General features: G+C 65.5%; 24 protein-coding genes. 15 read left to right on the top strand and 9 right to left on the bottom strand.

Features of this window, described 5'->3' with window-relative positions; all coding sequences use genetic code 11:
• The first annotated feature begins 88 nt into the window (after positions 1–88).
• Positions 89–2,140 carry an elongation factor G gene (locus ACFOHJ_RS18895; protein ID WP_378223380.1) on the top strand — a complete coding sequence of 684 codons (2,052 nt, stop codon included), beginning with the start codon at positions 89–91 and terminating at the stop codon, positions 2,138–2,140.
• Between the two features lie 643 nt (positions 2,141–2,783).
• Here the strand turns inward: ACFOHJ_RS18895 and ACFOHJ_RS18890 are convergent.
• Entirely contained in the window at positions 2,784–3,680 is an 897-nt protein-coding gene (locus ACFOHJ_RS18890; protein WP_378223378.1) for a LysR family transcriptional regulator, read from the bottom strand.
• 54 nt (positions 3,681–3,734) lie between these two features.
• Entirely contained in the window at positions 3,735–4,709 is a 975-nt protein-coding gene (gene trxB, locus ACFOHJ_RS18885) for a thioredoxin-disulfide reductase (RefSeq protein ID WP_378223377.1), read from the bottom strand.
• A gap of 221 nt (positions 4,710–4,930) precedes the next feature.
• Here trxB and ACFOHJ_RS18880 point away from each other — a divergent pair, with 221 nt between their 5' ends.
• Together ACFOHJ_RS18880 and ACFOHJ_RS18875 are read left to right on the top strand one after the other, a co-directional pair.
• Positions 4,931–5,404, top strand: coding sequence for an Lrp/AsnC family transcriptional regulator (locus ACFOHJ_RS18880; protein ID WP_378223376.1), 474 nt, complete (start codon positions 4,931–4,933; stop codon positions 5,402–5,404).
• A gap of 83 nt (positions 5,405–5,487) precedes the next feature.
• The gene (locus ACFOHJ_RS18875; RefSeq protein ID WP_378223374.1) at positions 5,488–6,381 is read left to right on the top strand and encodes a glycosyltransferase family 2 protein; all 894 of its coding nucleotides are present in this window, start codon (positions 5,488–5,490) and stop codon (positions 6,379–6,381) included.
• Between the two features lie 4 nt (positions 6,382–6,385).
• On the opposite strand, the gene ACFOHJ_RS18870 is transcribed toward ACFOHJ_RS18875, so the two are convergent.
• From ACFOHJ_RS18870 to rfaE1, 3 genes are read right to left on the bottom strand one after another with little or no spacing between them, the layout of a single operon-like run.
• Positions 6,386–7,129: a glycosyltransferase family 2 protein gene (locus ACFOHJ_RS18870; RefSeq protein WP_378223372.1), complete on the bottom strand. Its 744-nt coding sequence runs from the start codon at positions 7,127–7,129 to the stop codon at positions 6,386–6,388.
• A gap of 48 nt (positions 7,130–7,177) precedes the next feature.
• Positions 7,178–7,750, bottom strand: a complete 573-nt coding sequence (locus ACFOHJ_RS18865) for a D-sedoheptulose-7-phosphate isomerase (protein ID WP_378223370.1) — start codon at positions 7,748–7,750, stop codon at positions 7,178–7,180.
• A 7-nt stretch (positions 7,751–7,757) separates the two neighbouring features.
• Entirely contained in the window at positions 7,758–9,248 is a 1,491-nt protein-coding gene (gene rfaE1 / locus ACFOHJ_RS18860; protein ID WP_378223368.1) for a D-glycero-beta-D-manno-heptose-7-phosphate kinase, read from the bottom strand.
• A 123-nt stretch (positions 9,249–9,371) separates the two neighbouring features.
• Between rfaE1 and rfaD the strand changes: the two genes are divergently transcribed.
• From rfaD to waaC, 3 genes are read left to right on the top strand one after another with little or no spacing between them, the layout of a single operon-like run.
• Positions 9,372–10,322, top strand: a complete 951-nt coding sequence (gene rfaD / locus ACFOHJ_RS18855; RefSeq protein WP_378223366.1) for an ADP-glyceromanno-heptose 6-epimerase — start codon at positions 9,372–9,374, stop codon at positions 10,320–10,322.
• Positions 10,295–11,299 (top strand): lipopolysaccharide heptosyltransferase II, encoded by a 1,005-nt coding sequence (gene waaF / locus ACFOHJ_RS18850; protein WP_378223364.1) that lies wholly within the window; start codon positions 10,295–10,297, stop codon positions 11,297–11,299. The genes rfaD and waaF overlap by 28 nt, the downstream gene beginning before the upstream one ends.
• Entirely contained in the window at positions 11,296–12,252 is a 957-nt protein-coding gene (gene waaC / locus ACFOHJ_RS18845) for a lipopolysaccharide heptosyltransferase I (RefSeq protein ID WP_378223361.1), read from the top strand. Before waaF ends, waaC begins: the two co-directional genes overlap by 4 nt.
• On the opposite strand, the gene greA is transcribed toward waaC, so the two are convergent.
• Positions 12,245–12,718: a transcription elongation factor GreA gene (gene greA, locus ACFOHJ_RS18840; protein WP_378223358.1), complete on the bottom strand. Its 474-nt coding sequence runs from the start codon at positions 12,716–12,718 to the stop codon at positions 12,245–12,247. The genes waaC and greA overlap by 8 nt on opposite strands.
• A 177-nt stretch (positions 12,719–12,895) precedes the next feature.
• A complete protein-coding gene (locus tag ACFOHJ_RS18835; protein WP_378223825.1) occupies positions 12,896–13,246 on the bottom strand; it encodes a DMT family protein in 351 nt (116 codons plus the stop codon).
• A 145-nt stretch (positions 13,247–13,391) separates the two neighbouring features.
• Here ACFOHJ_RS18835 and ACFOHJ_RS18830 point away from each other — a divergent pair, with 145 nt between their 5' ends.
• The 5 genes from ACFOHJ_RS18830 to ACFOHJ_RS18810 all read left to right on the top strand — a co-directional run bounded on the left by ACFOHJ_RS18830 (position 13,392) and on the right by ACFOHJ_RS18810 (position 17,783).
• Positions 13,392–13,817, top strand: a complete 426-nt coding sequence (locus ACFOHJ_RS18830) for a DUF3775 domain-containing protein (protein ID WP_378223356.1) — start codon at positions 13,392–13,394, stop codon at positions 13,815–13,817.
• Positions 13,807–14,523, top strand: coding sequence for an MOSC domain-containing protein (locus ACFOHJ_RS18825; RefSeq protein ID WP_378223354.1), 717 nt, complete (start codon positions 13,807–13,809; stop codon positions 14,521–14,523). The genes ACFOHJ_RS18830 and ACFOHJ_RS18825 overlap by 11 nt, the downstream gene beginning before the upstream one ends.
• A 132-nt stretch (positions 14,524–14,655) precedes the next feature.
• Positions 14,656–15,474: an extensin family protein gene (locus tag ACFOHJ_RS18820; protein ID WP_378223351.1), complete on the top strand. Its 819-nt coding sequence runs from the start codon at positions 14,656–14,658 to the stop codon at positions 15,472–15,474.
• 89 nt (positions 15,475–15,563) lie between these two features.
• Entirely contained in the window at positions 15,564–16,382 is an 819-nt protein-coding gene (locus tag ACFOHJ_RS18815) for an extensin-like domain-containing protein (protein WP_378223348.1), read from the top strand.
• A gap of 87 nt (positions 16,383–16,469) precedes the next feature.
• On the top strand, positions 16,470–17,783 hold the full coding sequence (locus tag ACFOHJ_RS18810) for a hemolysin family protein (RefSeq protein WP_378223345.1): 1,314 nt from the start codon (positions 16,470–16,472) through the stop codon (positions 17,781–17,783).
• Positions 17,784–17,938: 155 nt separating this feature from the next.
• On the opposite strand, the gene ACFOHJ_RS18805 is transcribed toward ACFOHJ_RS18810, so the two are convergent.
• The gene (locus ACFOHJ_RS18805) at positions 17,939–18,538 is read right to left on the bottom strand and encodes an NADPH-dependent FMN reductase (protein ID WP_378223343.1); all 600 of its coding nucleotides are present in this window, start codon (positions 18,536–18,538) and stop codon (positions 17,939–17,941) included.
• An 88-nt stretch (positions 18,539–18,626) separates the two neighbouring features.
• On the opposite strand from ACFOHJ_RS18805, the gene ACFOHJ_RS18800 reads away from it, so the two are divergent.
• Positions 18,627–18,998: a winged helix-turn-helix transcriptional regulator gene (locus tag ACFOHJ_RS18800; protein WP_378223341.1), complete on the top strand. Its 372-nt coding sequence runs from the start codon at positions 18,627–18,629 to the stop codon at positions 18,996–18,998.
• 17 nt (positions 18,999–19,015) lie between these two features.
• Here ACFOHJ_RS18800 and ACFOHJ_RS18795 read toward each other — a convergent pair whose 3' ends face one another.
• Entirely contained in the window at positions 19,016–19,408 is a 393-nt protein-coding gene (locus tag ACFOHJ_RS18795; protein ID WP_378223339.1) for an acyl-CoA thioesterase, read from the bottom strand.
• Between the two features lie 170 nt (positions 19,409–19,578).
• Between ACFOHJ_RS18795 and ACFOHJ_RS18790 the strand changes: the two genes are divergently transcribed.
• From ACFOHJ_RS18790 to uvrB, 3 genes are all read left to right on the top strand, one after another.
• Positions 19,579–21,195: a GMC family oxidoreductase gene (locus ACFOHJ_RS18790; protein WP_378223336.1), complete on the top strand. Its 1,617-nt coding sequence runs from the start codon at positions 19,579–19,581 to the stop codon at positions 21,193–21,195.
• Between the two features lie 128 nt (positions 21,196–21,323).
• Positions 21,324–21,581, top strand: a complete 258-nt coding sequence (locus ACFOHJ_RS18785) for a SemiSWEET transporter (RefSeq protein WP_378223333.1) — start codon at positions 21,324–21,326, stop codon at positions 21,579–21,581.
• Between the two features lie 96 nt (positions 21,582–21,677).
• Entirely contained in the window at positions 21,678–24,785 is a 3,108-nt protein-coding gene (gene uvrB, locus ACFOHJ_RS18780) for an excinuclease ABC subunit UvrB (protein ID WP_378223330.1), read from the top strand.
• The last annotated feature ends 43 nt before the right edge of the window (positions 24,786–24,828 follow it).

The following is a 24,828-nucleotide window of genomic DNA, read 5'->3' as shown; positions in this document are numbered from 1 at the left end:
ATGCCGCGAGGTAGGGAATAAATATCCCGCGACGGCCGATCGGGCCGGCCGCCGCTCCCGTGGAAAAACGCCCGCGCGGAGGTCAGTCATGGAGTATCGTGCCGGAGGACGACGCCCGGGGCCGAAATGCATCGCCATTGTCGGTCCCTTCTCAAGCGGCAAGACCACCCTACTCGAAGCCATCCTCGCCCGAACCGGCGCCATTCCCCGCCAAAATCCGATTTCATCCGGCAACACCGTCTCCGACCATTCGCCGGAGGCGCGCGCCCACGCCATGAGCGTGGAAGCGGTCTTCGCCACCACCGACTTCATGGGCGACAGCCTCACCTTCGTCGACTGCCCCGGATCGGTCGAGTTCGCGTTCGAGGCCGAGCCGGTGCTGGCTGCCTGCGACGTCGCCGTCGTCGTCGCGGAGGCGGACGAAAAGAAGATCCCCGCCCTGCAACTGATCATGCGCAAGCTCGACGACCTCGGCGTGCCGCGCATCCTTTTCCTCAACAAGGTCGACAAGGCGACGGCCGGCGTGCGCGATACGCTGAAGCTGCTGCAATCGGCAAGCACGGTGCCGCTGCTTTTGCGGCAGGTGCCGCTGCGCAAGGACGGCGTCGTCATCGGCTCGATCGACCTGGCGCTGCAGCGCGCCTACATCTACCGCGAATATGCGGCGAGCGAGATCGCCGAAATCCCCAGCGACGACAAGGCGCGCGAACTCGAAGCCCGCTTTTCGATGCTGGAAACGCTCGCCGACCATGACGACCAGTTGATGGAGCAGTTGCTCGACGAGATCGAACCGCCCAGGGACAAGATCTTCGACGACCTCGCCGCGGACCTGCGCGAAGGATCGGTGACCCCGGTGCTGATCGGCAGCGCCGAGAAGGGCAACGGCGTACTGCGCCTCCTGAAGGCGATCCGCCATGACGCGCCGGACGTCGAGGCCACCCGCAAGCGCCTCGGCCTGGCCGGCGGCGACGCCACGGTGGCGCAGGTGATGAAGACGATCCACACCCCTCATGCCGGCAAGCTTTCGGTCGCCCGTATCCTTGCCGGCAAGGTCGGCGACGGCACCGAATTCACCCTTCCCGGCGCCGAAATCGCCAAGGTATCGGGCATCTACCGGATGTTCGGCAAGGAGCAGACCAAGGTCGCCGCCGCCGAGGCCGGCGACACGGTAGCGCTCGGCAAGCTGGAAGGCGCGAGGACCGGCCAGACGCTGACCACGGCCAAGGCCGCCGCCAGGCAACTGGTGGAACTCGCCCCGCCGCTGCCGGTCTATGCATTCGCGCTGCGGCCGAAGGAGCGCAAGGACGACGTCAAGATGTCGGCGGCGATCCAGCGGCTGGCCGAGGAAGACCCTTCGCTCAGCCTGCATCACAACCAGGATTCGGCCGAGACGGTGCTGTCCGGCCACGGCGAGATGCACCTGCGCGTCGTGCGCGAGCGGCTGGAAGGCCGAAACCAGATCGCGGTCGACGGTCACCCGCCGGCCGTCGCCTACCGGGAGACGATCCGCAAGCCCGTCGAGCAGCGCGGCCGCCACAAGAAGCAGTCGGGCGGCCATGGCCAGTTCGGCGACGTGGTGCTTCAGATCAAGCCGCTGCCGCGCGGCTCCGGCTTCGAGTTCACCGACACCATCACCGGCGGGGCGGTGCCCAAGACCTACATCCAGTCGGTCGAGGCCGGCATACGCGACTACATGAAGGTCGGGCCGCTCGGCTTTCCGGTGGTGGATGTCGCCGTCAACCTGTCGGACGGCTCCTACCATGCCGTCGATTCCTCCGACATGGCCTTCCAGATGGCGGCCAAGCTCGCCATGAAGGAAGGCATGGCGCAATGCTCGCCGGTGCTGCTCGAGCCGATCATGAAGGTCGAGATTTTCACGCCTTCCGACGCGACGGCGAAGATCATCGCCCTCGTGCCGCAGCGGCGCGGGCAAATCCTGGGCTATGACGGGCGGGAGGGCTGGCCGGGCTGGGACGTGGTGGAAGCGAGCATGCCGCAGGCCGAGATCGGCGACCTGATCATCGAGCTGCGCTCGGCGACCGCCGGCGTCGCCACCTACCGCGCGTCCTTCGACCGCATGGCGGAGTTGACCGGGCGCCTCGCCGACGAAGCGACGAACGCCAACGGCAAGGCGGCATGACCCTTGCCGGATAGGCGGACGCGGCGGCGCAGCCGGTTGGCGCGCCGCCGCGTCGCGGACCGTGCCCGTGGGAGGAGACGTCAGGTCCGCCGCATCGTTTCGGCCGACGTGGCCGCAGAAACGGGCTGGACGCGGCCGCTGCCTGAGCCCGGACCTTGCGAGTGATGCCCCCATCTCCCGATCGGTCCAGACCGCGTCCTGAGCTTAGGACTAATCCAGATTCGGCGCAGAAAAAGCGTTACGACGGTTACACGTCACTGTTACGTGCCGTTCGGCCGGGCCCGGCAGGCTGTCTTGCGCGGACGCGTTGAAGATAATTCAAGCAACAAAAAAGCCGGATCAAGAGATCCGGCTGAGTTGATTGGAAGTGCCCGTTAGGGCTAAACCTCCAGAGGGGAACACTCAAGGACGCTAATGGGAGGAGAACGCGTCCAGGAGATGATCTATATATGAGGGCACCCGCCGGAATATTCAATAACCTATTTTGCATCGCACACATGCAAAAAGGGACTGGCTGTGGTCCAATCGCTGTCTGGGCCCGATAGGACCAGAAATAGACGCCACGAACGATTTAAACGGGCGAACTACTTGCCTCCCGCAATGCGGAAGGCGCAGGTCAGCCGGCCACCCGTCGCCGCTGCGGTCAGTAGGCCCAGTTGCGCGCCAGCGCGAACATGAAGTCGCGGAATGCCTTGAGCTTGGCCTGGTTCTTCATCGCGTCCGGATAGACGAAGAAGGTATCGAAGGACGGCCCCTCCAGTTCCGGCAGCACCGGCACCATGCCCGTCCCCTCGCCGGCCATGTAGTCCGGCAGCATGGCGATGCCGACGCCGCGCTTGACCGCGCGCCGGATCGACATGAGGTCGTTGATCTGCAGCGCCGACTCCCGCTTGAAGCCGGCCGAGCGGCCGATGGTCTCGAGCACGTTGAGCCCCGCGAGATAGGGCGGCACCGGCTCGCCGAAGGTAACGATGCGATGCTTGTCGAGGTCGGCGATGGACTTCGGCACGCCGTGGCGGTCGAGATAGGACTGCGCCGCGAACACATGCAGGTGCACGGTGAAAAGCCGGCGCTGGATGAGGTCCGGCTGCTGCGGCTGGCGCAGCCTGACCGCGCAGTCGGCCTGCCGCATGGTGAGGTCGAGTTCCTCGTTGGCCAGGACGAGCTGGAGGTTGATCTCCGGGTAGAGGTCGAGGAATTCCTTCGAGCGCTCCGTCAGCCACCCCGTTCCGAGCCCGACCGTGGTGGTGACGCGCAGCGTGCCCGACGGCGTGTCCGTGGTCTCGGCCAGCTGGTTCTTGACGTTCTCCAGCTGCATCAGCACGTCGTGGGCGGTACGGTAGAGCAGTTCGCCCTGCTCGGTCAGCACGAGACCGCGGGCATGGCGGTTGAACAGCGGCACACCGACATCGTGCTCCAGCGCGCTGACCTGGCGCGAGATGGCCGACTGCGACAGGCGCAGGACTTCCGCGGCATGGGTGAAAGACCCAGCCTCCGCCGCGGCGTGAAACACGCGTAACTTATCCCAATCCAACGCCATTGATTCCCCTCGTGATATTTTGGCGTCTCTTCGATAAATCAGGCTTTTAGGCGGCTACTCCGCGGCCTCCTGATGGACCTCTATGCCGGCCAGGTATTTTTCCGCTTCCAGCGCCGCCATGCAGCCGAGCCCGGCCGCCGTCACCGCCTGGCGATAGACGTCGTCGGTGACGTCGCCGGCCGCGAACACGCCGGGTACGTCGGTGCGCGTCGAATCGGGCGCCGTCCACAGATAGCCGTTGGGCTTCTGCTTCAGCTTGCCGACGAACAGCTCCACCGCCGGCGCATGGCCGATCGCGACGAACACGCCGTCCACCTTCAGCCGCGTCTCGGCGCCGGTCGCGACATTGCGCAACTTCAGCCCTTCCACGGACGGCGGCAGCGGGGCCTTGCCGGGCCGCCCCGTGATCTCGTCGACGACGCTGTCCCAGATGACGCGGACGTTTTCCTTGGCCAGAAGCCGTTCGCGCAGGATGCGCTCCGCGCGGAACTCGCTGCGCCGGTGGATGACGGTCACGCTCTTGGCCAGGTTGGCCAGGTAGAGCGCTTCTTCCACCGCCGTGTTGCCGCCGCCGACCACGGCGACATCCTTGCCGCGATAGAAGAAACCGTCGCAGGTGGCGCAGGCCGAAACGCCGAAGCCCATGAAGGTCTGCTCGGTCGGGATGCCCAGCCACTTCGCCTGTGCACCGGTGGCGATGATCAGCGCGTCGGCGGTGTAGAGCGTGCCCGAATCGCCCTTGGCGCGGAACGGCCGCACGTCGAGGTCGACCTCGGTGATGATGTCGTTGACGATCTCGGTGCCGACATGCTCGGCCTGCTTGAGCATTTCGCCCATCAGCCACGGCCCCTGCACCGGGTCGGCGAAACCGGGATAGTTCTCCACCTCGGTGGTGATCATCAACTGCCCGCCTTGCTGCAGGCCTGCGACCAGAACCGGCTTCAGCATGGCGCGTGCCGCGTAGATCGCGGCCGTATAGCCGGCCGGGCCGGAGCCGATGATGAGGACGGGCGCGTGCTTGGTATTCATGAAAGGCCTCGGGACGGCCGCTGCATGCAGCGGAAATGTCTTCAGGAAATGATCGCCGGTAATGTATGTGCTGGCCGCCGCCCTGCCAAGAAGGCTTGGGCAAGTGTCCCCGGAAAGCTACGCAGGCCGGCCGCGCCCGCATTTCTTGCGATGGTGGCTGGAAGCGGCGTCAAAGTCGTTTAATACGGTCGCTATCGGACTCGCGTGCAAAAAGGGCAACCATGCCGATCACTGCCGACCTCGACGCCATCGACTGGAAGATCCTGCGCGAGCTCCAGGCCGACGGGCGCATGACCAACGTGGAATTGTCGAACCGCGTCGGCATCTCGGCGCCGCCATGCCTTAGGCGCGTCAAGCGGCTGGAAGAGGCCGGCATCATCCGCGGCTACCGCGCGCTGCTCAACGCGCCGGCGCTCGGCATGGACGTGGTCGCCTTCTGCTCCATCGGCCTCAAGCACCAGTCGGAAGCGGAACTGAAGGTGTTCGCCGAGCGCACGCGCGGCTGGCCGATCGTGCGCGACGCCTGGATGGTGTCGGGGGAATCCGACTTCCTGCTGCACTGCGTGGCCAGCGACCTTACCACCTTCCAGAGCTTCGTCATCGAGGTGCTGACCTCGGCCGAGAACGTCGATACCGTACGCACGGCCCTCACCATCCGCCAGGTCAAGAACGAAGGGCTGGTCGCGATCCGGTAGCCCCCTCACCATGATAAACCCGGCATCCTGCAAGCCGACCCAAAGCAGAACCGCCTTCTAACCAGTCACGGGAGACCGTCTCCATGCACAGCGTCGCGCTATCGGTCGTCATCCCTACCAGGAACCGGGCCGACGACCTGATACGATCGGTCAATTCCGTCCTGCAGGGAGGAGACGATGTCGAGGTCATCGTTTCCGACGACGGTTCGACGGACGACACTGTAGCGCGCGTCGAGGCCCTCCGCGACGAGCGGGTAAGGATCACCGCGTCGCCGACATCGAATGGAGCCAACATCGCCCGCAACCGTGGCGCGGCCATCGCCAGGGCCCCGCTGATCGCATTACTCGATTCCGACGACGTGTTCCTGAAAGGCCGCTGCGAGCGGCTGATAGCCTTCTTCAAGAACCATCCGGAGATCGACGCGGTTCACGACGGTTTCGTCGAGGTTTCAGGCGACAGCCAGAAAGTCCATGCGATGCCCGCATTCGCCGACGCCCGCGAGCTTCGCCACCTCATCATCTGCCACCGCGTGCCGATGACCAACTCGGCGGTGACGATCCGCGCGGAAGCCTTCAAGGCAATCGGCGGGTTCGACGAGAAATTGCGGAGGCACCAGGATCGGGATCTTCTTCTGCGGATAAACGAAAAATACAATTTATCCCTCGGCAGCGCAGCCGATATTCACAAATTCAGGGGCAGCGCGTCCATCTCGCATAATTTCAGGGAATATATTTCCGGCCTGGATATGTTCAGCGCCAAGATACCGGAAGCAAGGATGGAATATTACAGGGACCTTTTCAGCTACCTGTCGGTAAGGGGCATCATAAAGTCGGCAGCCCAGGGGCGGATAAAGGACACGCTGCACGAAATCGGCGAACTTTCGCGGGCGAAGAACCTGCCCCACGGCCTGGTCAGGAACCTGCTGCGATACCACGCCGGCAAGGTCTTTCGCCAGTCGGCCCCGCCGCCGAACTGAAGCGTCACAGCCGCGCGAACCAGATCTTCAAATACCGGTAGTAGGTTCCCTGTGCCGCCGAAATGGACTTCGCCAGGCCCTGCGCGCCGTCGAGAAAGCCGAGCTTGAGGACATAGACGCGAAAGAACATCCACGAAGCGTGCCGGATGGCCTTGCCGACGCTCGCCGTCTTTCCCGCCGCAAGCGCCTGCTTGGCGGAAGCCGTGGAATAGGAATCGATCTTGCCTATGACTTCGGAGAAATCCAAAAAGCTGTAGTGCAGCAGCTTCCCGTCCAGCCGCCCTACCTTGCCCGTCGGCATGATCCGCTCATGCACGAGGTGGTCGCTGAAGCGCGCGGTTCCGCGGCGAAACAGCCGCACGATATAGTCGGGGCTCGCGCCGGAATGGTCGAGAAAGCGCCCGCAATACCAGTTGCGCCGTGAAAATTCATAGGCGTCGAACGAAGATGGACCGGAGATCGCCTTCCGGATGGCGGCCGCAAGTTCCGGCGTCACCCGTTCGTCGGCGTCGATGGAGAGCACCCAGTCGCTCGTCGCGAGGTCGAGCGCCCGCTGCTTCTGCGCGCCGAAGCCCGGCCAATCGGCGGTCGTCACCGTCCTGGCGCCATGCTTCTTCGCGATCTCGACGGTCGCATCAGTGCTGCCGCTGTCGACGACGATGATCTCGTCGGCGAAGGCCACGCTCTCGAGGCAGGCGCCGATATTGGCTTCCTCGTTCCTGGTAATGAGGATAACGGACAGGCTCACCGCGCTCCCTCCACAGTCGCCTGGCAGCACAAGCGCGGCCCCGGCATCTCAGCCTTCGCTGAGCCGCGCTTCCACCACTTCGCACAGATGATGGTAGAGGCACAGATGCCCCTGCTGGATGATCGGCGTCGAGGTCGAGGGCACGTTGAGCAGGATGTCGCTCAGCGGCGCCAGCTTGCCGCCGGTGTCGCCCGTCATCGAAACGACCGTCATGCCCATCATCCGTGCCTGCTCGGCCGCGGCAAGAATGCTCGGCGAATTGCCGCTGGTCGAGATCGCCAGCAGCACCGCTCCCGGCGCGCCATGCGCCTCGACCTGCCGCGAAAACACCGTGTCGAAGCCGTAGTCGTTGCCCCAGGCGGTCAGCACCGCCGCGTTGGCCGGGAGTGCGATGACGTTGTAGGCCTTGCGCTCCTTAAGGAAGCGCCCCACCAGTTCGCCGGCGATGTGGATCGCATCGCTGGCCGAGCCGCCATTGCCGGCGATCAGCAGCGCCTTGCCTTGCCGCAGCGCCTCGACCACCGCGACGACCGCACGTTCCATCTCAGCGCCGAGATCGCGCTCGACCATGGCGGTGATCGCCGCCGCCGAGCGGGTCAGGTAATCGTTCAAGGCAGACATTGGACCCTCATTTACGGGAGCCGGCGCGAAGCTTGCCGATGGTGCCGGTGGTGCTCTTGCCGGCGACGAGATCGACCAGGACGACTCGTCCGCCATAGGCCTGCACGACATCGGCGCCGACCACCTGGTCGACGGTGTAGTCGGCCCCCTTCACCAGGATGTCCGGCTTCAGCGCCTCGATCAGCTTGAGCGGCGTGTCTTCCTCGAATACGACGACGGCATCGATCGAGGCGAGCGCCGCCAGTACGCAGGCGCGGTCGTGCTGGTCGTTGACCGGCCGCCCTTCGCCTTTCAGCCGCCGCACCGAAGCGTCGCTGTTGAGCCCCAGCACCAGCCGGTCGCATTGCGCCCGCGCCGCATGCAACAGGCTGACATGGCCGGCATGCAGGATGTCGAAGCAGCCATTGGTGAAGCCGACGCTCAGGCCCTCGCGCCGCCACGCCGCCACCATGCGCTGCGCGGCATCGGCGTCCAGGATGGCATCCTTGTGCTGGATCGCGCTTTGCGAGCGCAGCAGCGCGCCCGAAAGCTCGTCGGCCGACAGGCTGGCGGTGCCGCGCTTGCCCACCACCACGCCGGCGGCGGCGTTGGCGATCGCAGCCGCGGCGGCGCGGTCGCAGCCCGACGCCAGCGACAGCGCGAAGCTGGCGATCACCGTGTCGCCGGCGCCCGAGACGTCGAACACCTCGCGCGCCTGCGTCGATATGTGATGCGCACCCGTCGCGTCGATGACGCTCATGCCCTTTTCGCTGCGCGTCGCGACGACGAAATCGAGGCCGTGCAGCCCGATCAGTTCCCGCGCCGCCGCCTCGACCTCGGCATCGGTAAAGACGGCGCGGCCGACGGCTTCGCCGAGTTCCTTGCGATTGGGCGTCACGGCGGTCGCGCCGGCATAGCGCGCATAGTCGCGCCCCTTGGGGTCGGCCAGGACCGGCTTGCCGGCCTGCCGGCAAATCGAGATCAGTTCGGCCGCGACGCCGTCAAGCAGCACGCCCTTGCCATAATCGGACAGGATGACGATATCGGCGCTCGCGAGCGCTGTACGGAAGCGTTCCAGCAGTGCTGCGCGTTCGGCCCCCTGCAGCGCGCGAACTTCCTCTTCGTCGAACCGCAATACTTGCTGGTTCAGCGCGGAAAACCGGGTTTTCGAGGAGGTCATGCGGCCCGCCGTCCGTGCGACGCCATCGCCGTGGATGCCGCAATCGCCAAGCATGCGCACGATATTCGCACCGGCCGCGTCGTCCCCGACCGCCGAGATGCAGATGGCCTTTCCGCCCAGCGAAACGATGTTGGACACGACGTTGCCGGCGCCGCCGAGCGCCATCGTCTCGCCGCGCCCATGCAGCACCGGGATCGGCGCTTCCGGCGAAATCCGCTCGATCACGCCGTTGACGAAGCGGTCGAGGATCAGGTCGCCCACCACCAACACGGTGACGCCGGAAAACCGCGTGAGGGCGCGGTGGATGCTGTGCGCGGAAGACAGGGGCTGCTCGCTCATGGGAAAGCCGATACACTGCAACGAGGGCATGGCGCAACCGTCACGAAACCGGTTTCGATTTCTCGACACCGCCGTTTCCGCCTTCTATAAGGGCCGCATTCTTCCAAGCGAACCAGAGGCATCATGATCATTGTTACGGGCGGCGCCGGCATGATCGGCTCCAACATCGTCGCCGCCCTCAACGCCGAGGGCCACAGCGACGTCCTTGTCGTCGATGACCTTACCGACGGCCACAAGATCGCCAACCTCGCCGACCTGGCGATTGCCGACTATCTCGACAAGGACGAGTTTCTCGCCATCCTCGAGGCCGACCGCCTCGGCCCCGTCGACGCGGTGTTCCACCAGGGCGCCTGCTCCACCACCACGGAGTGGAACGGCAGGTTCATGATGGAGGTGAATTTCGCCTATTCCAAGCGCCTGCTGCATGCCTGCCTTGGCCGGGCCATTCCCTTCCTCTATGCCTCGTCGGCCTCGGTCTATGGCGGCGGCAGCCAGTTTCGCGAGGAACCGGACTGCGAGCGCCCGCTCAACGTCTACGCCTATTCCAAGAAGCTGTTCGACGACTATGTCCGCCGCACCGTGTTCGGCACCGAGCATTCGCAGGTGGCGGGCCTTCGCTATTTCAACGTCTACGGGCCGCGCGAGCAGCACAAGGGCAGCATGGCGTCGGTCGCCTTCCACCTGTTCAACCAGGTCGAACGCGGCGAGAACCCGAAGCTGTTCGGCGCCTATGACGGCTTCGGGCCGGGCGAGCAGAGCCGCGACTTCATCCATGTCGGCGACGTCGCCGACGTCAATCTGTGGCTCTGGAAGCGCGGCGCGAGCGGCATCTTCAATTGCGGCACCGGCCGCGCCCAGCCCTTCCGCGCCATCGCCGAAACGGTGATCGCCACGTTGGGCAAGGGCGAGATCGAGTTCATCGACTTTCCCGACCACCTCAAGGGCAGCTACCAGAGTTTCACCGAGGCTGATATGACGCGGCTGCGCGCGGCCGGCTACAACGGCCAGTTCCGCAGCGTGGAAACCGGCGTCCGGGAATATGTCGAATGGCTGAAAGCCCCGCGATCCTCGTGATCGGCCCGCGCTGGGTCGGAGACATGGTGATGGCGCAGTGTCTGCTGGCGGCGCTGAAGGAGCTTCACCCGCAGGCCGCGATCGATGTCGTGGCACCCGCTTGGGCGGCGCCGCTGCTGGCGCGCATGCCGCAGGTGCGCCAGCGCATCGAGGCGACGACGAAACCGGGCAGCTTCGGCCTTGCCGAGCGCTGGCGTTTCGGCCGCTCCATCCGTGGCCGCTACGACGCCGCCTACGTCTTGCCGGGAAGCTGGAAATCCGCGCTGATCCCGTTCTTCGCCGGCATAAAGAAGCGCGTCGGCCATCGCCGCGAGATGCGCTACGGCCTGCTCACCGACATCGTGCCGTTGCCGGAAGACCTCAAGCGCCGCACCGCGCAAGCCTACTTCTCGCTGGCGCGCGGCGGAACCTTTCAGTTCCCCAAGCTGACTGTCGATACCGAAAACCAGGCCGCCCTGCTCCGGCGCAGCGGCCTTGAATCGAAAAAATTCGTGGCGCTGATGCCCGGCGCGGAATTCGGGCCGGCAAAGCGCTGGCCGAGCGAAAAATACGCCGGCTTTGCCCACGCCATGATGGCAAAAGGGCTCGCCGTCGCGCTGCTGGGTTCGAAGAACGACGCACCGGTCACCGCCGAAATCGCGGCGCTGGCCCCCGGCAGCCTCGATCTTGCCGGCCAGACCCGGCTGGAAGACGCCATCGACCTGATCGCAGCAGCGAGGCTCGCCGCCTCCAACGACAGCGGGCTGATGCATGTCGCTGCCGCCGTCGGGACGCCCATCATCGCCATCTACGGCTCGACCTCGCCCCAGAACACGCCGCCACTGACCGACGACCGGGAACTGGTGTGGCTCGGCCTCTCCTGCTCGCCCTGCCACCAGAAGATTTGCCCGCTCGGGCACCTGAACTGCCTGAACACGCTCGACGTTTCGCTGGTCACCGCCGCCGCCGGCCGCCTGCTGGAGAAGCAGGCCGCATGAAAGTGCTGATCGTGAAAACGTCGTCCATGGGCGACGTCATCCACACTTTTCCGGCCCTCGAGGATGCCCGCCGCGCCCGCCCCGACATCACCTTCGACTGGTGCGTGGAAAAAGCCTTCGCCCCGATCGTGGCCCTGCATCCTGGTGTGAACCACATCCATACCGTTGCCATAAGGCATTGGCGGAAACGGCTTTTCGACGCCGATACGTGGCGCGAGGCCTCTAACCTGCGCAAGGCGCTGCGGGCCGAGCACTACGACCTCGTCATCGACGCGCAGGGCCTGATGAAATCGGTCCTCGTGGCGAGACAGGCCGGCGCGCCAATTGCCGGCTTCGACCGGGCGAGCGCGCGCGAGCCGTTGGCCGCACTGTTCTATCGCCATCGCTACGGTGTTGCCCGCGACCTTCATGCCATCGAGCGCACGAGACGGCTGTTCGGCCTGGCGCTCGGCTACGAACCGGACCTTTCGACGCTCGATTCCGGCCTCGCGCCCTTCGCCGATAGCGCCGACCGGACGGCTTTCCTGCTGCACGGCACCAGCCGCGAGGACAAGAAATGGCCGGGAGAGGATTGGGTGGAAACCGCCCGCCTGCTGGCGGCTTCGGGCATCACGCCCGTCACCACCTGGTCGAACGAGCGCGAGAAGGTCGTCGCGGAGGCTATCGCCGCCGCCGTACCCGCAACCGCTTTGGTGACGAGATCGCCGCTGGGCGAGATTGCCGCGCGGATCGGCCGCTCCTCGCTGGTCATCGGCGCCGATACCGGCCTGACCCACCTGGCGAGCGCCTACGGCCTGCCGACCGTCGCCATATTCCTGACCACGCAGCCCGGCCTGACCGGGCCGCGCGGGCCGTATTCATCGACGCTTCTGGCCAAAAACGGCGGGCATGTGACGCCCGCCATGGTCGTGGCGGAGGCCGAGCGGCTGCTCGCCCTCAAAAGTCTTAAATGAACTGGACCTTCACGATCTCGTAGCCGCGAGCCCCGCCGGGTGCGTTGACCTCGATGGTGTCGCCGACTTCCTTGCCGATCAGCGCACGCGCGATCGGCGAGGAGATGGAGATGCGGCCCGCCTTCACGTCCGCTTCCTGGTCGCCGACGATCTTGTAGGTCTTCTCTTCCTCGGTGTCCTCGTCGACGAGCGCCACGGTGGCGCCGAACTTGATCTTGTCGCCGCTGAGCTTGGAAATATCGATGACCTCGGCACGCGCCACCAGGTCTTCCAGTTCGCCGACGCGGCCCTCGTTCAGGCTCTGCTGTTCCTTGGCGGCATGGTATTCGGCATTTTCGGAAAGGTCGCCGTGCGAGCGCGCCTCGGCAATCGCCTCGATGATGCGCGGCCGCTCTTCCTGCTGGCGCCAGCGCAATTCCTCCCTCAGCGCTTGGAAGCCCTCATTCGTCATCGGGACCTTGTTCATAGCCAGACCTCTCTACCATCCGCCGTTGCCCGAGCGGCGATGCCACACAAAAAGAAAACGGCCCGCTGGATCAAACCAACGAAACCGTCTCACTGCGATTCAACCCAATATAGCTACGTTTCTACACTTTTCACGCCCAAAAACCGCACCGCATCAAAATAATGGCGGCGAGCTGCGTCAGCCTTTGAAAATCAGCGCGGCCCCGCCTGCGATCAGCGCGAAGCCCAGTACATGGTTCCAGGTCAGGGCTTCTTTCAGGTAGAAGACCGAAAACACCGCGAAAACCGAAAGCGTGATGACTTCCTGCATGGTTTTCAGCTCGGCCGCCGAATAGACGCTGCTGCCGATGCGGTTGGCCGGCACCGCCAGCCAGTACTCGAAGAAGGCGATCATCCAGCTCGCGATCACGGCGGCGTAGATGGGCGAGGCCTTGAACTTGAGGTGCCCGTACCAGGCGAACGTCATGAACACGTTCGAGGCGACGAGCAGCAGGATGGGCAGGATCTTGGGCGACAGGAGAGCGGCCATGGCGAACCAGACGGATGCGGCGGGAGACGCCATTTCAGGGCAAGGCCGGCCCCTGTCAACGGGCAGTTTTCGGGTCGGCCCGAAGAAAGGTGACGCGCGCGGCAAATAAGGTATCATCCGCCTTGAGAGGAGCGTGGAGGAGGCCTTGCAACAGCGTCGGGAAAGGGAGTGGGAGCTTTCGATAGGGCCTGACACGGTGCGCGACTTCGTCCTCAAGGCCAAGGGCCTCGCCGCCGCCCTCAACGACGACTATGACGCGGGCGCCGAGCACGAGGTCGAATTCGACGGCAACCGCCACGACCGGCATCACCATGACGGCCTTGCCGAGGAAAAATCCGAAAACATGGCCGAGGAGGAACTGCGCGAGCTGATCGGCGACCTCAATGTCGACGAGGCTGCCGAACTGGTCGCGCTTGTCTGGATCGGCCGCGGCGACTATGCCGCTTCCGAATGGGCCGAGGCGCTGGCCGCCGCCCGTGAGCGCCCGTACCGGCGCACCGCGAAATATTTGCTCGGCCTGCCGCAACTCGCCGACTGGCTGGAAGAGGGACTGGAACAGATTGGCGCTTGATTTCGTACTGGACGGGGAACGCGCCGCGACTGCCGCCGAAGCCCTGTTCATCGGGGAACTCGCCCCGCTCGGCCCACAAAATGCCCCAAGCGGCATCCGCAAGTCGAAGGTAGCCGGGCGGCAGGCCATCACCCGCCTCGGCCTTGCCGGCGATCACCAGGGCGACACCAAAAGCCATGGCGGGCCGGAAAAGGCCGTCCACCACTATCCTCGCGACCACTATGCCGCCTGGGCGGCCGAAGGCATCGAGGCGGTGCCGCCGGCGTTCGGCGAGAACATCTCCACCTTTGGCATCACCGAGGCCGATATCTGCATCGGCGACATTTTTCGGCTCGGCAACGCAGTGTTGCAGGTGAGCCAGGGACGCCAGCCCTGCTGGCGGCTCAACGCACGCTTCGAGCGCCCCGACATGGCCTTCCGCGTCCAGAAAAGCGGCCGCACCGGCTGGTATTACCGGGTGCTGGAGGAAGGCACGGCCGAGGCCGGCGACCGGCTGGTCCTCACGGAACGGCCGCAGCCGCAATGGCCGCTCAGCCGCATCATCGACCTGCTCTATACGCGCACGCTGGACATGGAATCGCTGGCCGGCCTCGCCGCCCTGCCGGAACTCGCCCCCTCCTGGCGAACGCTGGCCACGAGGCGCATCGAGACCAACGCGGTGGAGAACTGGGACCGCCGGCTGCGCGGCGCTTCAAGTCAGCCATAGCCATGGAATTCCCCTTTTGAACCAGTTGCTTGGCGACCCCACCGGATTCATTTCCTGAAGGCCAACACAAACGGTCACCGAACGTGATGGGCGCGCGGCAACCAATCCGCGCCGCCAGCCGTTCTCGCCGCGATGATCCTGTCCCGCGCGCTTATTGCCCTGTGGCTGGCTATGTCGACGTCGGTCATCGGCGCCGAAACGTCGGCGGCCACCATCGCCCTGCCCCGCAAGGCGCCGGTCCCCCAGCCGAGCGAACGGTCGTCCCCTCCGCCCGAGGAAGCGCCGGCAACGATCCCCGTTCCGACGCCAAGGCCCGGCGACGAAACGGCAAGTGAGAAACCACCGCCGGAAGCAAAGCCTGTTCCCGTCGACCCACGTTCCGCCAAAAAACCGCGCTCATCTTTGCCCGCCGAGGAGGCGGCATGCCGGGAACGGCTCAAGACGCTGGGCGTGCAATTCGAGGTGAGCGAGGCCCGGCATGACGAAAAGATCGGCTGCGCGCTCCCCTACCCTCTGGTGGTGAACACGCTCGGCCCGGCCATCGGCCTCGAGCCGAAAGCCGAGATGAATTGCCGGATGGCGGAAGCGGCGGCCCGTTTCATGGCGGGGACGGTCGCCCCGACCGCCAGGAGCCAGTTGGGCGCCGGGCTGAAATCCGTGAGCCAGGCGTCCGCCTATGTCTGCCGGCCGCGCCATAACCGGGAAAAAATGTCCGAGCACGCCTTCGGCAACGCGCTCGATATCGCAAGTTTTACCCTTACCGACGGCAGGCGCATCGACGTGGAGGCTAGCCCTGACGGGGATGGCGCCAGAAAGTTTCTCGCCGAGGTGCGCAAGGCCGCCTGCGGGCCGTTCAAGACCGTGCTCGGCCCCGGCAGCGATGCCGACCATGCCGTTCACTTTCACCTCGACCTGGAGCCACGGCGCAATGGCGGCACCTTCTGCCAGTAGCCTCATCTGCGGGTCCCGCCGCAATTCGGCCGCAGCCGTGAACGGCGGCGCTGATTTTTCCTTTACCCTTGGCCGCTACACTCGGCCCCATGCGACAGGAAGGACACCGACCGGGGAACGGGACGCCAACGGCCAGGCGCAAGCCGCTGATCGCCCGCGCCTGCGCGTTGCTCGCCCTCGCGGCCGCGTCCGCCTGCACCACCGGCAACGTGTTCACGCTGGAGCCGGCCGTCGATGTCGGCACGCAGACGGCCGCCATCATCCCCACCCCGCCTGTCGAAACGCTGGCCCCGCCCGTCTCCGAACCGTTGACCGCCGTCGCCTATCCGCGCATGGACATGCCGGCGCTGCCGACGGACACGATGCCGGCCGACCAGATCGCCTGCCGGCAGGAGTTGCGGCGGCTCGGCGTCGCCTTCACCGAGGTGGAGCCGATCGAGGGCAGTGGCGAATGCGGCATCGCCCATCCGGTCAGGGTCACCGCCATCGGCAGCGTCGCCATGAAGCCGGCGGCCACGCTGACCTGCGACATGGCGGCCAGTTTCGCCACCTGGACGAAGAAGGAACTGGTTCCCGCCGCGCGCTGGCGCTATTTCTCCGGCGTGCGGGCGATCAACCAGGGTTCGAGCTATTCCTGCCGCCGCATTGCCGGCGAACGCACCTTGTCCGAGCACGGCAAGGGCAACGCGCTCGACGTCATGAGCATCGAACTTACCAACGGCGACAAGATCGACGTGCGCAAGCCCGGCCTGTTTTCCTTCCGCCAGCGCGGCTTCCTCAACACCGTGCGCGCCGATGGCTGCCAGTATTTCACCACCGTGCTCGGCCCCGGCTACAACTACGATCACCGCAACCATTTCCATTTCGACATCAAGGCCCGCAAGAACGGTTACCGCGCCTGCCGCTAGGCCCGCCCCCTGGAGCCGGCGCCAATAAGCGCGGCTCCGCTTCGTGGCTCCTTCCCGAACCGGCACGCGTGATGCTATTGAGCGCCCATGCTCTATCTTGAAATCGCCATCGTGATCGTCCTCGTGTGCGTGAACGGCCTTTTGTCGATGTCGGAACTCGCCATCGTCTCGTCGCGCCCGGCACGGCTGAAGACGATGATCGACCGCGGCGTCAAGGGCGCGTCCCACGCGCTCAACCTCGGCGCCGATCCCGGCAAGTTCCTGTCGTCGGTCCAGATCGGCATCACGCTGGTCGGCGTCCTGTCGGGCGCGTTTTCCGGCGCGACGCTGGGCAACCGGCTTTCCCTGTTCCTGAAGACGCAGGGGATCGGAGACAGTATCGCGGATCCGGCCGGCGTCGGCATCGTCGTCGCCGTCATCACCTACTTCTCCCTGATCGCCGGCGAGCTGGTGCCCAAGCAGATCGCGCTGCGCGATCCCGAGAAGGTGGCGGTGCGTGTCGCCCCGGCCATGGCCATGATCGCCAGGATCGCGGCGCCGCTGGTATGGCTGCTCGACATTTCCGGACAGGCGGTGCTGTGGCTGCTCGGCCAGCGCGGCGAGAGCGAGGAAAAGGTCACCGACGAGGAAATCAAGATGCTGGTGGCCGAGGCCGAGCACCACGGCACCATCGAATCCGACGAACGGCGCATGATCGCCGGCGTCATGCGGCTCGGCGACCGCGCCGTGCGCGCCGTGATGACGCCCCGCACCGAGGTCGACTGGCTGAACCTCGACGCCGACGAGGCCACCTGCCGCAAGCTTTTGATGGAAACCCAGCATTCACGGCTGCCGGCGGCCGAGGGCGGGGTCGATACCATGATCGGCGTCGTCCAGACCCGCGACCTCTTGGCCGCGGCGCTGGCCGGGCGCGGCTTCGACCTGCGCCGGCACGTGCGCCCGGCCCCGATCGTCCACGACCAGGCCGATGCGCTCGACGTGCTCGCCAAGCTCAAGGAAAGCGACGTGCCGATGGCGCTGGTCCATGACGAGTACGGCCATTTCGAAGGCATCGTCACCCCGGCCGACATTCTCGAGGCCATCACCGGCGTCTTCCGCTCCGACCTCGACGAGGACGACGCGGAGGAAAACGCGGTCCAGCGCGAGGACGGTTCGTGGCTGCTCGCCGGCTACATGCCGGCCGACGAGATGGCCGAGACGCTCGGCGTCGACCTGCCGGAACATCGCGACTATGAGACGGTGGCCGGCTACGTGCTCTCCTACATGCACCACCTGCCCAACACCGGCGAAACCGTCGATGCGCAGGGCTGGCGCTTCGAGGTGGTCGACCTCGACGGCCGCCGCATCGACAAGCTCATCGCCACGCGGCTGACGAGCGAGAACCCGGACGCGGGCCGCTAAAGCATTTCCAGCAAAAGTGTGAAACGGTTTTGCGGCCGGAAATGCGGCTGAAACAAAGATAGGGCGGCTCTGCTGTTTCCGAGGAAACCAGAGCCGCCCTGGTTACGACAAGGGGCGGCGCAGGACACCGCCCCCAAAGCTTGCGCGAGAACCGATCAGGCCGCCTGCGCCGTGAGAGCGTCCGCGTCGCGCGCCGCCTTCAGGGCCTTGGCCCACCAGGCAAGCTGGTCCAGCATCGCCGTGGCGCTCTGGTTCAGGTGCTCGATCTCTTCCAGCTTCTTGCCCTGCTGCAGCACGGCGACGAAATCGGGCGTCAGGATGTGGACGCCGGCGCGGGTCGGAGCCATCTGCATCTCGACCGCATGCAGGCGAAGCTGCTCGATGGCGCGGGCGGCGCCTACGCCGCCATAGCCAACAAAGGCGGCCGGCTTGTTGTTCCACTCGTTATAGGCATAGTCGATCGCGTTCTTGAGAACGGCCGTCGGGCCGCGATTGTACTCGGCGGTGATGAAGATGTAGCCGTCGAGCTCCTCGACCTTCTTCTGCCAGCGCTGGGCGACTTCGTTCTGCGAGGGCGCCCAGGCAGGCGAGGTCGCCTCTTCGAAAAACGGCATCGGATAGTCGCGCAGGTCGACGACCTCGAATTCGAGATCGGTGCGCGCCTTGGCGATATTGGCGATCCACTCCGTCGGCTTGTCAGCGAACCGGTTGGCTCGGGTCGAACCGACGATGATGCCGATCTTGGGCTTTGACATGAAAGGTCTCCTGTTCGGAACACTGGTATAAAATGGATACTGGCGCTATATAGGTGACTATGAATTTTGAACGCAAGGAGGCACTTTTTTGAAACCGAGGCACCCGCACAACACCGAGGATTGCCGCGCCGTATCGGAAATCCTGCAACGCGTCGGCGACAAGTGGACCGTTCTGGTCGTCGGCAAACTCGGCGACGGCTCGATGCGCTTCAACGAACTGCGCGCCGCCGTCGGTGGCATCTCGCAGAAAATGCTGACCACGACGCTTCGCGGGCTGGAGCGCGACGGGTTCGTCACGCGCACCGTCTTCCCGACCGTCCCGCCGCGCGTCGATTACGAACTGACCGATCTCGGCCACGAGTTGCTGGTTCCCGTCGCCGCCTTGGGCGAATGGGCGCGCCTCAACACGGCGCGCGTCCGTGCAGCCCGGCAGCGCTTCGACGGCGCGGCCGCCAACTGATCGGTCAGGAGAAGCCCCTATTCCGCCGGCACGGGCACCGGCTTGCCGTCCTGGTCCAGCGCCACCATGACGAAATCGGCGTGGGTGACCTTTTCCATCAGTTCGGAAAGGTAGCGCTGCGCCCACGCCTCGACCTTGAGCGTCATCGACGTGCGGCCGACGCGCTCGACATGGGTGTAGATGCACAGCGTGTCGCCGATCTTCATCGGCTTGGCGAAGGCCATCTCCTTGACGGCCGCCGTCACCACCCGGCCGCGCGCCCGCTCGGCGGCGCGGATGCCGCAGGCAAGGTCCATCTGCGCCATCACCCATCCGCCGAAGATGTCGCCGGCGGCATTGGCGTCGGAGGGCATGGCCAGCGTCCGCAGCGTCAATTCGCCGTGCGGCCTGCCGTCTGCATACTGGACCATGCCTGTCTCCCCCGATGATCGCGTCGTCAGGATGGCGTATCGCCATGACGCCGATGCGTCAACGCACCGGCCGGTCGCTTTTTTCACAACCGATGGCGGATGATCCGGTGACGCCCCAGGCTCGTCGCGTCTAGGGTGGGCGCGTAAATCCGGAGCGCGCCGAGCCAGCCATGCAGACCTATGATTTCATCGTCGTCGGCTCCGGTTCGGCCGGATCGGTCGTGGCGGAGCGGCTGTCGGCGTCGGGCCGGTTTTCCGTGCTGGTGCTGGAGGCCGGCGGCACCGACCGCCGCTTCTTCGTGCAGATGCCGCTCGGCTACGGCAAGACCTTCTTCGACCCCGCCGTCAACTGGAACTACAAGACCGAGCCGGACCCCGGCCTCGCCGGCAACGCCGACCACTGGCCGCGCGGAAAGCTGCTCGGCGGATCGAGCTCGATCAACGCCATGGTCTGGATCAGGGGCCAGCGCGAGGATTTCGACAATTGGGCGGCGGCCGGCAATCCCGGCTGGTCCTACGACGAAGTGTTGCCGGCCTTCAAGGCGATCGAGGACAACGAAGCCGGCGCCGACGAATGGCGCGGGCAAGGCGGCCCGCTGCATGTCACGCGCTGCGACGAGCTCGTCCACCCGCTGGGCAAGCGCTATCTCGCCGCCGCGCAGCAGGCCGGCCTGCCGCTGAACCCGGACTTCAACGGCGCCTCCCAGGAAGGCGTCGGCATCTACCAGATTTCCACCCGCAACGGCCGCCGCATGTCGGCGGCGCGTGCCTTCCTGCGCCTGGCCATGAAGCGCGCCAATGTCCGCGTGGAAACTAACGCGCTGGCGACGAAAATCCTGTTCGAGGGCACCCGCGCCATCGGCGTCGAATACGAGCAGAACGGCCGCACGCAAACCGCCCGCGCCGGCCATGAGATCATCGTTTCGGGCGGCTCGGTCAACAGCCCGCAACTGTTGCAGCTTTCCGGCGTCGGCCCGACCGGCCTGCTGCAGGGGCTGGGCATTCCGGTCGTCCATGCCAACGCCAATGTCGGCGCCAATTTGCAGGACCATGTCGGCATCAACTACACCTATAAGGGCCGGACCGCGACGCTGAACCAGACCCTGCGCCCCTGGTGGGGCAAGCTCTTGGTCGGCATGCAGTATCTTCTGCTGCGCTCGGGACCGCTGTCGCTGTCGATGAACAATGCCGGTGGCTTCTTCCGCACTGACCCAGCGATGACGCGGCCCAACATGCAGCTCTATTTCCAGGCCTTTTCGACCGTCATCCCCAAGTCGGGCGAACGGCCGATCCTGACGCCCGACCCATGGCCGGGCTTTTCCATCGGCCTTTCCAACTGCCGCCCGTCCAGCCGCGGCGAGATCATGATCCGCAGCAGCAACCCGCGCGACTATCCGAAAATCGTCGCCAACGCCTATTCCACCGAAAGCGACGTCGCCGAGATGCTGGCAGCGGTGAAATTCGTGCGCAAGATCGCCTCCATGCCGGCCATGGCCGAAAATATCGTCGAGGAAATTCTGCCTGGCCCGTCAATCACTTCCGACGAGGACCTGATTCAGGATTTCAGGAAGCGCTCCGGCACCGTCTACCATCCGGTCTCGACCTGCCGCATGGGGCCGGATGCCTCGCGCGCCGTGGTCGACCCGCGCCTCAGGGTGCATGGCCTTACCGGCCTGCGCGTCATCGACGCCTCGATCTTCCCCGACAATATCTCCGGCAACACCAACGCTGCCTCGATCATGACTGGCTGGAAGGGCGCGCAGATGGTGCTGGAGGACAACGGATAGGGCAGCAACGGCCCGACAGGCGTCCGTGCCGCTTATGTCGCATGCCCCGCCTATCGGACCGCTTCACAGGAATCACCGGATTTGGCATAGGGAGCGAAGCGCGACGGGCGCTTTGGAAAGTCACGGCCTTGCATTCCATCTATGAAGTCATCGGCTCGATCGCGGCCGTCATAACCACGCTCGCCTGGCTGCCGCAGATCCTGAAGATCCTGCGCGAACGCCAGGCGCGCGACATCTCCCTGATCAGCACCTCCGCCCTCGCCACCGGGGTCTTCCTGTGGGTCGTCTATGGCCTCGCCATCGGCTCCATGCCGGTGATCGTGTCCAACACCGTGACGTTCCTGTTCATCGCCCTGATCGTCGGACTGAAGCTGCGCTTCGGATAAGGCCGTCAGTCTCCTGACATGCCGCTGTCGGGAGGCGATGCGGGCGGGTGCATCTGCACCCTTTCCATTTGGCCGGACTCTGCCCATATTCCGGCCATGGCCAAATCTCCCGAAAAGAAAACGCCGCCGGTCGAGGACGCGCGCACGCCGCGCCGCCGCGGCAATGGCGTGACCGACTATCTCGACGCTTCCGAGCCGCTGGAACGCAAGGGCTTTGGCGAAGCGCGGCAGGCCGAACTCTCCGGCACGCCGCTTTCCGGCTCGATTTCCGATTGGGCCGAGCAGATCGCGCGGGAAGCGGAAAATGTCCCCCCGCCCGGCTCCTCGGGCCACCTTCTCCCCGACGGAGAGAAGAAAGCGGCGCCGGGTGGCTCGCGCAGCGAGAGGGGTGAGGGGGAAAGCAAGGGCAGGCATTCCAAGAAGATTCCCACCCGCTCGGCGTCCCCTACCCGCACGGCGCGCGGCACCTCGATGGGCGGCGCGGCCACGGCGAAGGAACGCGTCGCCGTCGGACTCAACCCGGTCGCGGGCATCGATATCGACCTCGAAGACGCCGAGACGCTGACCAACACCGGCGTCACCGCGACGGTGAAGGCGCTGGCCGACCTGATCGAGAGCGGCAACCCGCTGCACAAGAACGGCGTGTTGTGGACGCCGCACCGGCCGGAACGCCCGGAAAAATCCGAAGGCGGCATCGCCATCAAGATGGTGTCGGACTTCGAGCCGGCCGGCGACCAGCCGACCGCGATCAAGGACCTGGTCGAAGGCATCGCCAACGACGACCGCACCCAGGTGCTGCTCGGCGTCACCGGTTCGGGCAAGACCTTCACCATGGCCAAGGTGATCGAGGAAACGCAGCGCCCCGCGCTGATCCTCGCCCCCAACAAGACGCTGGCCGCCCAGCTTTACGCCGAATTCAAGAAATTCTTCCCCGACAACGCGGTCGAGTATTTCGTCTCCTATTACGACTACTACCAGCCGGAAGCCTACGTCCCGCGCACGGATACCTTCATCGAGAAGGAAAGCTCGATCAACGAGCAGATCGACCGCATGCGCCACTCGGCCACGCGCTCGCTGCTGGAACGCGACGACGTCATCATCGTCGCCTCGGTGTCCTGCATCTACGGTATCGGCTCGGTCGAGACCTATACGGCGATGACTTTCCAGATGCAGATCGGCGACCGCCTCGACCAGCGCGCCCTGCTCGCCGACCTCGTCGCCCAGCAATACAAGCGGCAGGACGTCAACTTCGTGCGCGGCTCGTTCCGCGTGCGCGGCGACACCATCGAAATCTTCCCCGCCCACCTCGAGGACCGCGCCTGGCGCATCTCCATGTTCGGCGACGAGATCGAGGCAATCACCGAGTTCGACCCGCTCACCGGCCAGAAGACCGGCGACCTGAAAAGCGTCAAGATCTACGCCAACTCGCACTATGTGACGCCGCGCCCGACGCTCAACCAGGCGATCAAGTCGATCAAGGAGGAGCTCAAGCATCGGCTTGCGGAACTGGAGAAGGCCGGCCGCCTGCTGGAAGCGCAGCGGCTGGAGCAGCGCACCCGCTTCGACCTCGAAATGCTGGAGGCGACCGGCTCCTGCGCCGGCATCGAGAACTATTCGCGCTACCTTACCGGCCGCCAGCCCGGCGATCCGCCGCCGACGCTGTTCGAATACATCCCCGACAACGCGCTGGTCTTCGTCGACGAAAGCCACGTCACCATTCCGCAGATCGGCGGCATGTATCGCGGCGACTTCCGCCGCAAGGCGACGCTGGCCGAATACGGCTTCCGCCTGCCCTCATGCATGGACAACCGGCCGCTGCGCTTCGAGGAATGGGACGCCATGCGCCCGCTTTCGGTCGCGGTTTCGGCGACGCCCGGCGGCTGGGAACTGGAGCAGTCGGGCGGCGTCTTCGCCGAGCAGGTGATCCGCCCGACCGGCCTCATCGACCCGCCGGTCGAGGTGCGCCCGGCCAAGGCGCAGGTGGACGACGTGGTCGGCGAAATTCGCGAGACGACGGCCAAGGGCTACCGCACGCTGGTGACGGTGCTGACCAAGCGCATGGCTGAGGATTTGACCGAGTACCTGCACGAGCAGGGCGTGCGCGTGCGCTACATGCACTCAGACATCGACACGCTGGAGCGCATCGAGATCTTGCGCGACCTGAGGCTGGGAGCCTTCGACGTGCTGGTCGGCATCAACCTCTTGCGCGAGGGCCTGGACATTCCCGAATGCGGCTTCGTCGCCATCCTCGACGCCGACAAGGAAGGGTTTTTGCGGTCCGAGACCTCGCTCATCCAGACCATCGGCCGCGCGGCGCGCAACGTCGACGGCAAGGTCATCCTCTACGCCGACCAGATCACCGGCTCGATGGAGCGGGCGATGGCCGAGACCAACCGCCGCCGCGAGAAGCAGATGGAGTGGAACGCCGCCAACGGCATCACGCCGGAATCGGTGAAGTCGCGCATCGCCGACATCCTGGAGTCGGTCTACGAGAAGGACCACGTGCGCGCCGACATCTCGCAGTTCACCGACGATGCCGGCCAGATGATGGGCAACAACTTCAAGGCGCATCTGGAATTCCTGCAGAAGAAGATGCGCGATGCCGCCGCCGACCTCAACTTCGAGGACGCTGCCCGCCTGCGCGACGAGATCAAGCGCCTCACCGAACTGGAGCTCTCGATCTCCGACGATCCGCTGGCGAAATACGCCGAAAGCGAAAGCCCCGTCTCCGGGCGCGAGAAGGGCAAGCACAACAAGGGTCGGCAGCGGCACAGGACGGTGGACGACGCCACCCCCGCGCGCGGTTCCCTGTTCGCCAAGCCCTCACTCGACGAGATGGGCGCGGACGGCGCGAAGCCGCTGTTCCAGAAGCCCTCGCTTGACAATATGGGTCCCGGCACCGACATGACGACGCCGGCCGGCGCCGTCTCACGCTCGCTGTTCAAAAAACAGTCGGCCAAGGAGGCGCACGGCTCGGACTTCGGCGTTCCGGGCGAGAAAAAGCCTTTCCTGTTCAGGAAGAACTCGCTGGACGAAATGACGGTGCGGCGCACCGAGAAGCCGGTAGAAGGAAAGAAGCCGGTCAAGCCCGAGGACGTAAAACCGGTCGTGCGCGGACGGATCGGTGCCGGCTCCTACGAGGACCCCACCGAGGCCTCGCGACAAAAACGCCGGCCCGGAAAAACCGGCCGGCCGGGGAAATAACCGCGAACGAATACGCCCGCATGAAAATATCCATGCGGGCGTA

It is taken from the genome of Aquamicrobium soli (genome assembly GCF_042646345.1).
GTDB classification, from domain to species: domain Bacteria; phylum Pseudomonadota; class Alphaproteobacteria; order Rhizobiales; family Rhizobiaceae; genus Mesorhizobium; species Mesorhizobium soli_A.
This window is presented reverse-complemented; position numbering and strand designations above follow the sequence as displayed.